A 15240-nucleotide genomic window follows, 5' to 3' on the forward strand; every position below is an offset into this window, starting at 1 on the left:
CGCTTTAAGGGTTTTTTATTTTTGTCCAATCATGAAATGGATTGTCACTATATCTTTATTAGTTTTTTTTCAATCGGTTTTTGGACAAATCGATTTGGAAGAAGAAACAAAAGATCCTCGTGTAGTTGTTTGGGAGGGTGTTAAGTTTAGGCTTGATACTTCTAATGTGGACTCTATTTCATCATTTAAGGAAAGGATTGATTTTCACAATCCTTATTCATTTAGTTTCAATTCTAACTTTTTCAATTCTTTGAGTTTCCTTGGTTCTCAGAGGATCCATCTTGATAGAGGGTACGATATGTTTTCTTCGTTATTCTCTGATTATCGTTTTGGATCTGACCAAAAATATTTCAATGTAACAGCTCCTGTAACTCATGCTAACTATTGGATAGGGCCAAAGGAGGAACAAGGGATTGAGGTTTTTCACTCACAAAATATTTCTCCCGGCTTTAATTTGTCTGCTAGATACAGAAATGTTAGTTCAGATGGTGTTTTTCCAAATCAATCTACTAAAAATACAAGTTTTTCTTTGGGAGGTAATTTCTTTAGTAGATCAGGTAGCTACTTGTTGTTCTTTGATTTTGGTATTGATAATTCTGAGGTTTCACAGAACGGTGGACTATTTGAATCTGATACTGTAGGGACTAGTGAGTTGGAAAGTAATCCTCTTAATAATAATGCTTTAATTGAGAGTGGATATTTGAATGATAGAGATTTACATTTTAATATTCAACAGTATGCTTTTTTAAAAAATGACTCAACTGGTCATTTTGGTTTTTTGCACTCTGCCAGTTTAGGGCAAAGGAAGAACAGGTTTGTTGATAATAATACAGATTCTGCACATGTCTTAATCTATGACTTATCATCAGAAATTGGTTGGATGACCAGTGAACTGAAATCCAGATCTTATGAAAATAAACTGGGCTTAAGCTATAAGCGTAGAGGACTTGTTTTGGAAGGTGGTTTTGGTTTGTGGGGATCTGAATATGACTATAAATCAACTTTTCATGATTCTAGTCTTAATAGGCAATTCTTATTCTTTGATGGAAATTTAAATATATCAGATGATCTAATACTTTCTCTTGGATCTGAATATACTTTAACGGGTTTCAATAGTGGTGGTTATGAATCATCAGTAAAGGTTAATTATTTCTTTGGTAGTTCAGATAACTGGAATATTGGTGTTCATTCTTCGCTAACAGAAAGAATGCCTTCTATCCAGTTTTTATGGTTTGAATCTAACACTTCGATTGGTTGGCGAAATATTGATCTTGAAAAGCCTCGATCATTAAATGTGGGAGCTTATATAGAGGAGAATAGATGGTTCAGACTTGGTGCAGAATACAATAGAACTGATAATTATTTGTTTTATGATTCTGATGTAAAGATTTCACAGGACGACTTAGAGTATTACAAATTATCATTTGAACCGACTATCGATTTGGGTGTTGTAGGTTTTACTTCAAGTTTAAATTATTTCGTTGTTGAATCTAAAAACTCTATTCGTTTTCCTGAATGGAGAGCTTCTGGTGATTTGTATTATGAGAATGACTTTTTTAAAGATGCTTTAAGACTCAAGACAGGATTGAAAGTGTATTCAGAAGCAATCTACACTGGTTATGGTTATGCTCCTCTTTACCGATCAGTTTATTTACCTGATGAAACAGAAGATGTAGGAGGCTTTTTGTTCCCTATTGTTTATGCAAACTTCACGGTTCAAAATGTGGAGATTTTTGTGAGTGTTTCTAATTTTTATTCAGACATAAATGAGAAAACACCGCATATTGTAGATGGTTATCCTTTACCTCCATCGGCATTGAGGTTTGGATTGAGCTGGACTTTTTTCAGATGATAACTAGAAACAATTTAAGTCTTTCTCTTTTTCTTTTTAGCAGCTGGAAACAATACGTTGTTTAAGATCAAGCGGTATCCAGGAGAGTTTGGGTGAAGATCTAAGTCTGTAGGTGGATCTCCAACAAAGTGTTGATAATCCTCTGGATCGTGACCTCCATAAAAAGTCCATTGGCCTTTACCGTATTTCCCATGAATATATTTAGCTGTCTTGAGAGCTTTCGTTTCTCCCATTATCAAAACATCAGATTTGATTGTCGATTTGTGATAGGCTGTTGTTTGCCCCATGAATCCTTTGATGACATTAGTATGGTTCTGACAGAGCATTGTAGGAACCGGATCCCATTTAGCTGAGAAATCAAAAAGTGAAAAAATATCCTGCTGTTCTGGTGTTTTATTATGTACCCGCGTGGCGTCAATGGTTGAGTATTCGTACTCGAGTGGATTCATCTTCAATTGGTAGTTGTGAAAGGCAAAAGAATTATCAAAGTTGAGTTTTTCCTGAGCATTTGGATCAGCTGGATCGCCATCATACATGTATTCACAGATATCTACATTACTTGCAGCAAGCGCTATGTCATACGAATCAGTACCTGAACACATTGAAAACAGAAAGCCTCCGCCAGCTGTGTATTCCTGAATGTTTTTGGCAACCTGAAGTTTTAGCTCCGAAACTTTACTGAACCCGAGTTCTTTTGCGTCTTTTTCAGCATCGGCAACTTGTTTTTTGTACCAGGATGCATTTCGGTAATTGGCATAAAATTTACCGTACTGACCGGTGAAGTCTTCATGGTGCATGTGTAACCAATCGTATTCAGGAAGTTTGTCATTGATCACTTCTTTGTCGTAGATTTTATCATAAGGAATTTCAGCGTAGGTCAGAACCAGCGTAACTGCATCATCCCAGGGTTGTTTTCCTTTAGGAGTATAGACCGCAATCTTAGGAGCCTTTTCTAGTCGCATCACATCCATGTTAGCTTCTGGATTGCTGATTTCCTCTTTAATTGATAGCGCTTGAGCATCGGCTATTGTTTGATACGAAACGCCTCTAATTGTGCATTCACTTTCAATTTCGCTGTAGTATTCGATTAAAAAACTTCCACCTCTGTAGTTTAATAACCAATCAACTTTTGCATTCTTGGTCAGAGCCCAATAAGCTATCCCGTAAGCTTTAAGGTGATTTTTTTGTGAATCTTCGTCCATAGGAACGAGGATCTTTCTGGCCTGGATCTGACCGAAAAAGAAAATGCAGAGAATAAATAAAAGCGCAGTTTTAGAAAGGAGCGCTTTCGTTTGAAGAGTAGTCATCGTTTTCAAGATCATCCATTCGGCTTTTTCTGATTTGTGTTGTATTGCCAAATTCGTCAGATGTTGGCATTTCGCCACTGTTGAAGTGGAATTCATCACTGGTTTCTAAGTTGGCGAATTTTGCCAGATTAGCAATGAACTTCAGGTGAATATTTTCGAGCGCACCATTACGGTGTTTTGCGATGATAATCTCACCCATTCCTTCAACACTTTCGCCCGCTTCATCAGTTGTGATGCCGTAATATTCTGGTCTGTAAATGAACATTACCATATCAGCATCCTGCTCAATTGCACCTGATTCACGAAGGTCAGAAAGTTGTGGTTTTTTGTCACCACCTCTTGTTTCAACAGCACGACTCAACTGAGATAGTGCTATAATTGGAACATTCAGTTCTTTAGCAATACTTTTTACAGAACGTGAAATGGTTGATATTTCTTGCTCACGATTTCCTTTTTCTCCACCTGCTGTCATAAGCTGGAGGTAGTCAATGATGACCATTTGGATATCATGCTGAGCTTTGAGTCTTCTGCATTTTGCTCTCAATTCAAAAACAGATAGAGCAGGTGTGTCATCAATGAAAATAGGGGCATCAGCTAATTTACCAATTTTAGCGTGAAGCTGCTGCCACTCATGATCTTGAAGTTGTCCTTTTTTGAGTTTTTCAGCCGATAGTTCCGTTTCAGATGCAATTAACCTGTTAACTAACTGAAGTGAGGACATTTCAAGTGAGAATACTGCAACAGGGTGGTTAAACTCAACAGCAGTGTTTCTTGCAAGCGATAGCACAAAGGCTGTTTTACCCATACCCGGTCGAGCTGCAAGTACGACCATATCTGATGGTTGAAAGCCGCTGGTTACTCGATCAAGGTCGTGGAATCCGGTTGGAATACCACTCACACCATCAGTCTTATGACTGAGATCTTCAACTTGCTTAATTGCTTGCTGGATCAACTCAGTCATAGAATCGTAATTCTTTCTGATATTACCTTCAGCAACCTTGAATAGGCTTGACTCAGCTTTATCCAAAAGATCGAAAACATCAGTCGTTTCATCGTAAGCATCTTTGATCGTTTCAGATGAAATACGAATCAATTCACGCTGAATGTGCTTTTGGGAAATGATACGAGCATGGAACTCAATGTTTGCAGCTGAAGCAACTCTGTTAGTTAGCTGTGAGATGTAATAAGGCCCTCCTACTAATTCCAGTTCACCATTTGTTCTCAACTGTTCAGTTACAGTTAAAATGTCAATTGGCTTTGACTCTGCAAAAAGTGTGAGAATTGCACCATAAATCTTTTGGTGAACCTCTTTGTAGAATGACTCTTTAGAAAGTACATCAATAACATCATTGACAGCTTCCTTTTCAAGCATCAATGCACCCAGTACAGCCTCTTCAAGATCGACAGCCTGTGGTGGCATTTTTCCCGGCTCAAAGGCTTGCGGGAGAGATGAAGTATCGATCTTTTTTTTGCGGTTTTGTGCTGAGCTTTCTGCCATTTCCTGTACTCCTGATTATTGTTTAGCTGTTGTTTTCGTTTTCTTAGCTGGTTCTTTGTATGCACCCATTGAGCAGAATTTTTCAATTCTGTGCTCTATTCTATCTTCAGATGAAGAGCTTTCAAGAGCCTTAATGTGCTTTTTGATTTCCTTTTTTACGTTTCCGAAAATGGTTTCTCTATCACTGTGAGCACCTCCGGGAGGCTCCTTGATGATTCCGTCAATGAGCTTATTTTTAAGCATGTCCTTGGCGGTAAGTTTCAATGCATTCGCTGCAATTTCTTTTTGCTCCCAACTTCTCCATAAGATTGAGGAACAAGATTCCGGTGAGATCACCGAATACCAAGTATTTTCAAGCATAAGAACTTTATCACCGATGCCAATTCCAAGCGCTCCACCTGAAGCACCTTCACCTATTACTATACAGACAACAGGAACTTTAAGTTGCGTCATCTCCATAAGATTTCTCGCAATAGCTTCACCCTGACCTCTTTCTTCAGCCTCCAAACCTGGATATGCACCAGGAGTATCGATGAAAGTGATTACGGGCTTGTTGAATTTTTCTGCTAGCTTCATCAACCTGAGTGCTTTTCGGTATCCTTCAGGGTTTGCCATACCAAAATTGCGGTACTGACGCATCTTGGTATTGATCCCTTTTTGATGTCCGATGAACATGTAAGTCTTTCCGTTGATTGAACCAAATCCACCTACAATCGCTTTGTCATCTTTGACATTTCTGTCACCGTGAAGTTCGATGAAATCTCCGTCAGTGATATGCTCAATGTAATCAAGTGTGTAAGGTCTATCAGGATGACGAGACACCTGAACACGTTGCCAGGGAGTTAATCCTGAGTAGATTTCCTTTTTGGTATCGAGGATTTTGTTTTCTAAATCCTTAATGGTTTTTGAAGTATCGACTTTACTCTTTTCTTCAATGTCCCTGGCTCTATCGAGTTGTTCGTAGAGCTCTCTTATAGGTTCTTCAAAATCAAGATAAGTTGGCATAGGCACCAATTTGTTTATTCTCGAAGTTATAAATATTAATGCTTGATCGTAATTTCAAGTTCAAAAAAATAAGGTCGCGAACCTACTGACTCGCACCCTATTTTACAAGTTAAATTTTACAATCGGTTTTCTAAGTTCTTAACAACTTTGTTTTTCCATTCGGAATATTCACCGCTCATGATTTTCTCTCGAGCGGTTTTGACCAAATTTAGGTAAAAACCAATGTTGTGCACTGATGCAATTTGAGCTCCAAGGTACTCTTTTGTTTTCATCAAATGGCGTAAATATGCTTTAGAATAGTCGTGATCTACATAAGTCGTACCTGCAGGGTCAACCGGAGTGTAATCATTTTTCCATTTTTCATTTTTAATGTTGATGATTCCATCCCACGTGAAGAGTAGTCCATGACGTGCATTCCTTGTTGGCATAACACAATCAAACATATCAACGCCTCTTTCAATCCCTTCCAAGATATTTGCTGGTGTTCCAACTCCCATCAGATAACGGGGCTTTTCTTTCGGTAAAATATCGCAAACAAGCTCAGTCATCTTGTACATTTCTTCAGCAGGTTCACCAACAGATAGTCCGCCAATGGCGTTACCTTCAGCTTCATGACTGGCGATTTCCTCAGCAGATTGCTTTCTCAAGTCTTCATACGTACTTCCCTGAACTATTGGGAACAAAGCTTGATTGTAGTCGTAAACCGGCTCTGACCGTTGAAATTCATCAAGACATCTTTTTAGCCATCTATGCGTCATGTGCATTGACTTTTTGGCGTAATCATAATCGCATGGATAAGGAGTGCATTCGTCAAATGCCATGATGATATCAGCTCCAATTGTGCGCTGAATTAGAGTGACATTTTCAGGTGAAAAGAAGTGGCGTGTTCCATCAATATGAGATTTGAAAGTGACGCCTTCTTCAGTGATTTTTCTCTGATTTGAAAGCGAATAAACCTGATATCCGCCACTGTCAGTAAGCATTGGTTTATTCCAACCAATGAATTTTTGCAATCCGCCAGCTTGTTTAATGATATCGAGGCCCGGTCTCAAAAAAAGATGGTACGTATTGCCTAATATAATTTGGCTTTCAATGTCTTCTTTTAATTCGCGTTGATGAATTGTTTTTACTGATCCCACAGTGCCCACGGGCATAAAAATGGGTGTCTGAATTTTGCCGTGATCAGTGGTGATTTCACCTGCACGAGCATTTGATTTAGGATCAGTTTTGTTTAATGTAAAATCCATGCTTGAAAAAATTGGCGCTCAAAAGTACAATTCTCTCCATCAATTCAGCGGTTATCCTACTTTTGAAACCCATGACAGAAAAACATCTTCAAATTATATTTTTCGTTTTTACAGCCTTAATAGTACTGCAACTGCTTTATACGGTGCTTGTTCAAATGCGTTTTATTTTTCGGGTTAAGAAAGAAAAAAAACAAGATTTACCGTTACGGTCAGAGCCTGTCTCGGTTGTCATTGCTGCCCGAAACGAGGAGTCAAACCTCAGGGAGAATTTACCCGCTATTTTGTCTCAAAACCACCCCAATTACGAGGTGGTTGTTGTGAACGACAGATCAAATGATGATACTGCTCTTGTGTTGAGAGAGTTTGAACGACAGGTAAACCACCTGAAGGTGTGTAAAATTGAAGACGATAGAAAAGGTGAATGGGGAAAGAAATACGCACTAACGATTGGATTGAAAGCAGCAAAGTATGATAGGGTTGTGCTTACTGATGCTGACTGTAAACCGGCTTCTGATTCCTGGTTGCAGAGGATGAGTTTGGATCTGACCGAAAAGCAAATTGCTCTAGGTATTTCGCCACTACTTTCTAATGGTAGTTTTTGGGGCAGGTTTATGGAAGTGGATGCGCTCAAAATTGCTTTACAATACACTACTTTGGCAATGTGTGGATTGCCTTACATGGGTGTTGGGCGAAATATTGCTTATCGTAAGGGGTTGTTTTTCAGAAAAAAAGGATTTTCGAAACATATGCACCTGTCATCAGGAGATGATGACTTATTTGTGAATGAAGCTGCTAATGCTAAAAACACTGCCGTTGTGACACATCCCGATGGTTTCACCTTTTCCAAAACAGCACGAAACCTGAAACATTTTATTAATCAAAAGAGGCGACACGTCTCAACTTCGCCTCATTATCGCTTTAACACTAAATTAACGCTTTTAAGTCTGTCATTTAGTCAATATATAGTGTTTGGTCTATTTGTTGTGCTATTAATCACTGAAACTCACATAGAACTAGTATTACCTTTGTTTTTTGTGAGATATTTAACAGAACAAGTACAATGGATTACTTGTTGTAGTGTTATAAAAATGAAGAAATTAGCTCCATACAAAATTATATACGATATAATTTCTCCATTTGTTTATGGATACATTGGAGCTACAGAATTAAAGAATAGGAGTACAGCATGGAAAAGAAAGATGTAAAGCATTTAAATACGAAGGCAAGAGCAGACTGGGAACTTATACAAAAAGCTAAAGACGGTGATGAAATGGCTTACGATCAATTGATGAGTAAGTATTATCACCATGTATATATGGAAGTTTTGTCCAGAGTTAAACGTGATGAAGTTGCACGAGATTTAGCTATAGAGGCTCTGACTAAAGCATTTACTCAATTGCATACTTACGAACCCAGGTTTGCATTTAGCACGTGGTTAAAACGTGTTACTGTTAACCATACAATTGACTATTTGCGTAAAAAGCAACTCAATACAACTTCGATTGACGAGGTGATTAAAAATGAAGATGGAGAAATGAGTATCCAAATTGAATCTTCTGCTTTAACCCCTCAACAACAGTTTGAAAAAAGCCAGCGTATTGATATTGTACGTAATTATGTATCTAAACTAAAAGATGCTTATCGCAGTTTGATCGAGTTGCGTTATTTCAATGAGTTATCATATGAGGAAATAGCTCAACAACTCGGTATTCCGCTCGGTACAGTTAAAGCAAGATTGCACCGTGCTAAAGGAATGCTTAATCAAATGATGGTAGGTTCAAGACACACGATATAATCAATTACTTTTGCGGCATGAACGTTGCAGAATTAATTGAAAAATATTTTGAGTTAAATGATGAAGAGCGACTTAGGTTTCAAATACTTGAGTCGCTCTACTTGTTTTGGAACGATCAGATCAATGTTATTTCCAGAAAAGATACTGATCAACTTTACGAGCGTCACGTATTGCATTCGCTTGGGATAGCGAATTTTATTCAGTTTCAACCCGGAACGAAAGTTTTAGATATTGGTACTGGAGGTGGTTTCCCGGGAATCCCATTGGCAATTATGTTTCCTGATGTTCAGTTTACACTAGTCGATAGTATTGGTAAGAAAATAAAAGTGGTCAATGCCGTTAAAGATGAGTTAGGTCTTGAAAATGTAACGGCTCATCATCAACGTGCTGAGAAGGTAAAAGGTAAGTTCGACTTTGTGGTAAGTAGAGCGGTTACAAAACTCAAACCGCAGTGGAGCTGGATCAATAAAAAGATATCTGCTGAATCATTCAATATCCTACCTAACGGATTTATCGGCCTCAAGGGAGGTGATCTTACAGATGAAGTAGAAGAGATGCACCTCGATGTTGAGGAAGTTCCACTTTCAGAGTTTTTTGAAGAATCCTTCTTTGAAACCAAGAAAATAGTTTACGTTGCTAAGCCTTAAGAATTAGTAAGCTGCAACTCATTCAAGTTTTGATAAACCCCATTTTCTTTTTTAATGAGTTGTGAGTGATTTCCTTTTTCAACGATTTCACCATCTTTCAGAACCACAATTTCATCGGCATTTTTGATTGTGCTCAGGCGATGAGCAATCACAATACTCGTTCTGCCTTTCATCAATTTGTCGAGAGCATCCTGAACGAGTTTTTCAGATTCTGAATCGAGTGAAGATGTAGCTTCATCAAGGATGAGTATTTTAGGGTTTTTCAGAACCGCACGGGCGATAGCTATTCTCTGTCTTTGTCCGCCAGATAGTTGAACACCGCGTTCGCCAACAATAGTTTCTAAACCTTCTTCAAATCGTTCAATAAATTCGAGAGCATTCGCCTTTTTAGCAGCTTCAACAATTTCTTCTTCTGAAGCTTCGGGATCTCCGTAAGCAATGTTCTCTCTGATTGTTCCACCAAATAGGATAACTTCCTGAGGCACAACCGCCATTTGATTACGCAGATTGTTGAGTTTGTAATCCTCAGCCGGCTTGTCGTCAAAGAGTAATTTTCCTTCAGAAGCGTCATAAAAGCGCAAAACCAACTGAATAAGTGTGGATTTACCAGCTCCTGATGGGCCTACTATCGCCAGGTTCTGACCGTGATCGATCTTGAGATCAATATGTTTGAGAACCTCATGATTTTTTCTGCTAGGGTAGTGGAACGAAACATTTTTAAATTCTATTATTCCTTTAAAATCATCGAGCTTTTGGGCCTTTTGAGAAATATCGAGAGGTTCAGTTGTTTCGTCCATCAAATCGAAAAGATGTTCAGTGGCTCCAACAGCCTTTTGAATACGGGCAAATAAATCGGCAGTTCCGCCAAATGATGCGCCAACAAAAACGCTGTATAAAATGAATGAAAACAGCTCACCAATCTTAATTTCACCGGCCTCTTTCAGCAAAACACCCTGCCAAATAACCAAAACGATTGAACCGAAAAGCGCAAAAATGATGAAGCTGGCAAATCCGCCACGCCACGTAGCACCTTTCATCGCTATCTTCCTGATTTCATTTGTACTTTTCGTGTAACGGGCAATTTCAAAAAACTCATTAGCGAAAGACTTCACATTGGCGATGCCGGTAAACGTCTCTTCAACAATAACATTTGATTCTGATACTTTATCCTGCGTTTTCTTTGAGAGCTTTTTAATGAACTTACCAAAGAAAATAGCGATGACAATCATCACCGGTAAAGTAGCCATCATGATGAGCGTAAGTTTCCAAGAATAGAAAATAAGCAGTGCTAAGCCTACTACAATAATGATAATCTGGCGGATGAATTCTGCCAAAACTGTGGTAAACGCTTCCTGTAAAAGTGCAATGTCTGCAGAAATACGGCTATTCAATTCTCCAACTCGCTGACTATTGAAAAAGCTCATCGGTAATTTGAGAAGGTGCTTGTAAGTATCTTGCCTCAGTTTTGCGAGCATCCTTTCCGTGACATCATTGAATATATAGATTCTGAAAAATGAAAAGATTGCGTTTAAACCAAAAATGAGGAAAAGGGCAAGAGCAACATCATTTATGTTATCGAGGTTTAGTAAAGAATCCTGTTCAGATCCGGTTGATGTTCCCGCATCAACTAGTTTACCGGCCAACCCTGGGAAAACCATAGAGGCCAGGCTGGAAAGGAGAAGGAAAACTAAACCGATGCTGAATTTACCGCTGTAAGGTTTGAGATAGGCGAAAAGTCGCAATGCCTTTTTCCAGGCTTGTTTTGAAACTTTGACTTTTTCTTTCTTATTTCGTTTAGGTGCAAACACTAGTATAGAATTTTGCGCAAAAGTAAATCTTTCAAATACTCCGTTGTCATGGAAGAGTAAAGGAGTTTAAAAATGATTGCATCTTAATTTTGTTCAAAACCAAAAATTAAAATACATTTGCAGTCCTTTAAGAAATAGCAATAGCTCGAAGATATGAAACGTACATTTCAACCATCAAATAGAAAGCGCAAGAACAAGCACGGATTCAGAGAAAGAATGTCTTCAAAGAACGGACGTAAAGTTCTTTCTCGTAGAAGAGCTAAGGGTCGCAAGAAGGTATCTGTTTCCAGCGAACCACGTCACAAGCGTTAATTGAACGATACGTAAAAGAATTCAGCCTTTCCTGTTTTCAGGAAGGGCTTTTTTTATTTGTACAAAATCGGTAAGTCACTCATGACGTCTTCACCAAGGAGGGCATGACCTTTTTCTAACTCGATGAAATTTTGGCTCTGACCAATGGACTTACTGAATTCTCTTCCAATATCAGGCGGAATAACCCTGTCGTATTTTCCATAATACTGATAAACCGGTATTCCTTTTTCAATAATTGTGTTTTTTACTTCATCCATATTCGGATTCAGCTTCCTGTAAGTGAGCCACACCGTTTTAGCTAATTCTCTTTGACGGTCAGATCCTAAATTGTGTTCAGCGAACTTTTTCAGCCTCGGGTGAACAAGCCTGAGTTTTGTGGAGAAATTCATAAGATTCTGAATAGCATGTGGGCTTTCCAGTAAGTACCGATAAGTTTTTCTTCCTAAAATAGAATTTGTGGCAAGGTTGTACCAAAAGTTGACTTTCACTCCATCAGGGGCAAAAAGCCAAACTTCATCAATCACGTGAGACATTATTTCAACAGAAGAAAGAGCGATTTTTCCACCAAGACTGTACCCACAAACTGATATTTTAGAGAGATTCAATTCATTTATAAAAGACTCAACAGCGGTTGCTAATTCCTTTTTTGTGATAGGAGCTGAGTCGTTACGTGATTGTTTAAAAGAGCTATTCCCGTGGTGAATAAGGTTGAAAGCGTAAACAGTATAATCGGTTCCGACTTTTGAGGCAAATGGTTTAAAATCTGAAGCATGTCTGCCAAACCCGTGAAATGCAAGCATGGGCTTTTTTCCCGAACCGTAGATGTGATACTCGAGTTTAGCGTGTTTGGTTGTGAATAAATTCCGATTCATACCTGTTTTTTAACCAATGAGTTTAGCCTGAAATTTTACATTTGCAGGAATATTTTCACCAGCGCAAAATTGCGACATCATGCCGAAAGATAACTCAATCAAATCAGTACTTATTATTGGAAGTGGTCCAATTGTTATTGGTCAAGCCTGTGAATTTGATTATTCAGGGTCTCAAGCAGCTCGATCATTGAAAGAAGAAGGAATCGAAGTTACACTTATTAACTCGAATCCGGCAACGATCATGACTGATCCAGTAACAGCCGATAATGTTTACTTACTTCCATTGACAGTTGATTCAATTCGTCACATTCTTTCAGAACGCCAAATCGATGCCGTGCTCCCAACAATGGGTGGGCAAACAGCTTTGAACCTCGCGATTGAGTGCCAGGATCACGGTTTATGGAAAGATTTTGGTGTCAAAATGGTTGGTGTTGATATCGATGCAATTGAGATTACTGAAAACCGCGAGGCTTTTAGGAAATTGATGAGCGATATAGGCGTTGGTGTAGCGCCCTCCGGTACGGTGAAATCATTTCTAGAAGGCAAAGAGATGGCACAGGAACTAGGGTTTCCATTAGTAATCAGGCCATCATACACGCTTGGAGGGTCAGGAGCATCGTTTGTTCACACACAGGAACAATTTGACAAACTCCTCAACCGCGGACTTCACGCTTCACCAATTCACGAAGTGATGATTGATAAAGCGGTACTCGGGTGGAAAGAGTATGAGTTGGAGTTGCTACGCGATAAAAATGATAACGTAATCATTATTTGTTCTATCGAGAATATGGACCCAATGGGGATTCATACCGGTGATTCGATTACAGTTGCCCCGGCAATGACGCTATCTGATACCACTTATCAGCGCATGCGTGACATGGCGATCAAAATGATGCGTGCTATTGGTGATTTCTCAGGAGGTTGTAATGTTCAGTTTGCGGTTTCTCCTGATGAAAAAGAAGATATTATCGCAATTGAAATTAACCCAAGGGTTTCTCGCTCATCTGCACTTGCATCAAAAGCGACAGGTTATCCAATCGCTAAAATTGCTGCAAAGCTAGCACTAGGTTATACGCTTGATGAATTGAAAAATCAAATTACTAAAACCACATCAGCGTATTTTGAGCCAACTCTTGATTATGTGATTGTCAAAATTCCGAGGTGGAACTTCAATAAATTCAAAGGATCTGACCGTGAACTTGGCTTGCAGATGAAGTCTGTTGGTGAAGTGATGGGTATAGGCCGCAACTTCCAGGAAGCGCTTCAAAAAGCTTGTCAATCACTTGAAATTAACAGAAATGGACTCGGAGCTGATGGTAAGGAATGGCGCGATCAGGACAGGATTTTAGAAAGCTTAAAACATCCTTCTTGGAATCGACTTTTTCACCTTTACGATGCCGTGAAGTTGGGAATTCCTTTTAGCACGATTCATGATATTACGAAGATCGATAAGTGGTTCTTACATCAAATTGATGAGTTGATTTCACTTGAAAACGAGATCGAAAAATACCACCTCGATTCGTTACCAAAAGAGTTGTTGCTCAAAGCAAAACAAAAAGGTTATGCGGATAGGCAAATAGCACATTTATTGCGTTGCCTAGAAAGTGAGCTTCACGAAAAGCGCACTCAAATGAATATCAACAGGGTATACAAACTCGTTGATACTTGTGCTGCAGAGTTCCCTGCAGAAACACCTTATTATTACTCAACTTTTGAAGAAGAAAATGAATCACCCAAAAGTGATCGTAAAAAAGTTGTGATTTTAGGTAGCGGCCCTAACCGAATTGGACAGGGGATAGAGTTCGATTATTGCTGTGTTCACGGTGTTTTAGCTGCTAAAGAAGAAGATTATGAAACAATCATGATCAACTGTAATCCGGAGACTGTTTCAACAGACTTCGATACAGCTGATAAACTTTATTTCGAGCCGGTTTTTTGGGAGCATATTTACGACATCATTAAGCATGAAGATCCTGAAGGCGTTATCGTGCAGCTCGGTGGACAAACAGCACTCAAGCTCGCTGAAAAACTCGAGCGATACGGTATTAAAATTTTAGGTACCAGCTACAGAACGCTTGATATGGCTGAAAACAGAGGAGAGTTTTCTGACTTACTTAAAAAGCTGGAAATTCCCTATCCAGAATATGGATCTGTTGACACAGCCGAGGAGGCTATAGAGTTGTCTCGTGAAATCGGTTTTCCATTATTGGTCAGACCCAGCTATGTTTTAGGTGGTCAAAGCATGAAAATCGTGATCAACGAGCAAGATCTGGAACATCACGTAGTGAATATTTTACGTGACTTGCCGGATAATAAAATTCTGCTCGATCATTTCCTCGATGGAGCAATTGAAGCTGAAGCAGATGCGATTTGTGACGGGGAAGATACGCTCATCATGGGAATAATGGAGCACATAGAGCCAGCCGGAATTCACTCAGGTGACTCTTATGCTGTACTGCCTTCATTTGATATGAATGACGATGTTCTCGATCAAATAAAAGAATACACCAAAAAGATTGCTGTTGCCCTTGAAACAAAAGGTTTGATCAATATTCAGTTCGCTATTAAGGACAATAAAGTTTACGTGATTGAAGCCAACCCAAGAGCTTCACGAACAGTACCTTTTATTGCGAAATCTTACGGTCAACCTTATGTGAACTGGGCAACCAAGGTAATGTTGGGAACACACAAAGTGAAAGACTTTGATTACGATCCAAAACTCGATGGTTATGCGATTAAGATTCCAGTCTTCTCATTTGATAAATTCCCTGATGTTGATAAGGAATTAGGTCCTGAAATGAAATCTACCGGTGAAGCAATACGTTTCATCAATCACTTGAGAGATCCATTTTTCAAAAAGGTGTATGCTGAGCGTAACCTATATTTGAGTAGATAAT

12 protein-coding genes are annotated in these 15240 nt (G+C 38.9%); 6 read left to right on the forward strand and 6 right to left on the reverse strand.

What is annotated here, in order from left to right:
- On the forward strand, window positions 1-1852 hold a 1852-nt coding region (locus F3059_RS11935; RefSeq protein WP_223274610.1), incomplete at its 5' end, for a putative porin.
- A gap of 14 nt (window positions 1853-1866) precedes the next feature.
- On the opposite strand, the gene F3059_RS11940 is transcribed toward F3059_RS11935, so the two are convergent.
- The 4 genes from F3059_RS11940 to tgt form a co-directional block, all read right to left on the reverse strand.
- Window positions 1867-3174: an asparagine synthetase B gene (locus F3059_RS11940; protein ID WP_223274611.1), complete on the reverse strand. Its 1308-nt coding sequence runs from the start codon at window positions 3172-3174 to the stop codon at window positions 1867-1869.
- Window positions 3125-4657: a replicative DNA helicase gene (gene dnaB, locus F3059_RS11945; RefSeq protein ID WP_151169571.1), complete on the reverse strand. Its 1533-nt coding sequence runs from the start codon at window positions 4655-4657 to the stop codon at window positions 3125-3127. Before dnaB ends, F3059_RS11940 begins: the two co-directional genes overlap by 50 nt.
- 15 nt (window positions 4658-4672) lie before the next feature.
- Window positions 4673-5662, reverse strand: coding sequence for an acetyl-CoA carboxylase carboxyltransferase subunit alpha (locus F3059_RS11950; protein ID WP_151169573.1), 990 nt, complete (start codon window positions 5660-5662; stop codon window positions 4673-4675).
- 116 nt (window positions 5663-5778) lie between these two features.
- The gene (gene tgt / locus F3059_RS11955; RefSeq protein ID WP_151169575.1) at window positions 5779-6909 is read right to left on the reverse strand and encodes a tRNA guanosine(34) transglycosylase Tgt; all 1131 of its coding nucleotides are present in this window, start codon (window positions 6907-6909) and stop codon (window positions 5779-5781) included.
- Window positions 6910-6911: 2 nt separating this feature from the next.
- On the opposite strand from tgt, the gene F3059_RS11960 reads away from it, so the two are divergent.
- Genes F3059_RS11960 through rsmG form a run of 3 tightly spaced genes read left to right on the forward strand, consistent with a single transcriptional unit; the run spans window position 6912 to window position 9351 of the window.
- Complete coding sequence (locus F3059_RS11960; RefSeq protein ID WP_170265171.1) at window positions 6912-8114, forward strand: glycosyltransferase; 1203 nt, start codon at window positions 6912-6914, stop codon at window positions 8112-8114.
- Complete coding sequence (locus F3059_RS11965; RefSeq protein ID WP_151169579.1) at window positions 8096-8704, forward strand: RNA polymerase sigma factor; 609 nt, start codon at window positions 8096-8098, stop codon at window positions 8702-8704. The genes F3059_RS11960 and F3059_RS11965 overlap by 19 nt, the downstream gene beginning before the upstream one ends.
- A gap of 17 nt (window positions 8705-8721) precedes the next feature.
- Window positions 8722-9351 (forward strand): 16S rRNA (guanine(527)-N(7))-methyltransferase RsmG, encoded by a 630-nt coding sequence (gene rsmG, locus F3059_RS11970; protein ID WP_151169581.1) that lies wholly within the window; start codon window positions 8722-8724, stop codon window positions 9349-9351.
- On the opposite strand, the gene F3059_RS11975 is transcribed toward rsmG, so the two are convergent.
- Window positions 9348-11159 carry an ABC transporter ATP-binding protein gene (locus F3059_RS11975; RefSeq protein WP_151169583.1) on the reverse strand — a complete coding sequence of 604 codons (1812 nt, stop codon included), beginning with the start codon at window positions 11157-11159 and terminating at the stop codon, window positions 9348-9350. The genes rsmG and F3059_RS11975 overlap by 4 nt on opposite strands.
- 153 nt (window positions 11160-11312) lie before the next feature.
- Between F3059_RS11975 and rpmH the strand changes: the two genes are divergently transcribed.
- Window positions 11313-11471, forward strand: a complete 159-nt coding sequence (gene rpmH / locus F3059_RS11980) for a 50S ribosomal protein L34 (RefSeq protein ID WP_151169585.1) — start codon at window positions 11313-11315, stop codon at window positions 11469-11471.
- Between the two features lie 53 nt (window positions 11472-11524).
- Here the strand turns inward: rpmH and F3059_RS11985 are convergent, their stop codons facing one another.
- Window positions 11525-12343 carry an alpha/beta fold hydrolase gene (locus tag F3059_RS11985; protein ID WP_151169587.1) on the reverse strand — a complete coding sequence of 273 codons (819 nt, stop codon included), beginning with the start codon at window positions 12341-12343 and terminating at the stop codon, window positions 11525-11527.
- A gap of 79 nt (window positions 12344-12422) precedes the next feature.
- Here F3059_RS11985 and carB point away from each other — a divergent pair, with 79 nt between their 5' ends.
- A complete protein-coding gene (carB, locus tag F3059_RS11990; RefSeq protein WP_151169589.1) occupies window positions 12423-15239 on the forward strand; it encodes a carbamoyl-phosphate synthase large subunit in 2817 nt (938 codons plus the stop codon).
- The last annotated feature ends 1 nt before the right edge of the window (window position 15240 follow it).

Source organism: Salibacter halophilus, from assembly GCF_008806325.1.
GTDB classification, from domain to species: Bacteria; Bacteroidota; Bacteroidia; order Flavobacteriales_G; family Salibacteraceae; genus Salibacter; species Salibacter halophilus.

Bases quoted from the DNA above. Each gene is read 5' to 3' on its own strand.
- F3059_RS11940 (WP_223274611.1), bottom strand. From the start codon at position 3,174: ATGATCTTGAAAACGATGACTACTCTTCAAACGAAAGCGCTCCTTTCT.
- dnaB (WP_151169571.1), bottom strand. From the start codon at position 4,657: ATGGCAGAAAGCTCAGCACAAAACCGCAAAAAAAAGATCGATACTTCA.
- F3059_RS11950 (WP_151169573.1), bottom strand. From the start codon at position 5,662: ATGCCAACTTATCTTGATTTTGAAGAACCTATAAGAGAGCTCTACGAA.
- tgt (WP_151169575.1), bottom strand. From the start codon at position 6,909: ATGGATTTTACATTAAACAAAACTGATCCTAAATCAAATGCTCGTGCA.
- F3059_RS11965 (WP_151169579.1), top strand. From the start codon at position 8,096: ATGGAAAAGAAAGATGTAAAGCATTTAAATACGAAGGCAAGAGCAGAC.
- rsmG (WP_151169581.1), top strand. From the start codon at position 8,722: ATGAACGTTGCAGAATTAATTGAAAAATATTTTGAGTTAAATGATGAA.
- rpmH (WP_151169585.1), top strand. From the start codon at position 11,313: ATGAAACGTACATTTCAACCATCAAATAGAAAGCGCAAGAACAAGCAC.
- F3059_RS11985 (WP_151169587.1), bottom strand. From the start codon at position 12,343: ATGAATCGGAATTTATTCACAACCAAACACGCTAAACTCGAGTATCAC.
- carB (WP_151169589.1), top strand. From the start codon at position 12,423: ATGCCGAAAGATAACTCAATCAAATCAGTACTTATTATTGGAAGTGGT.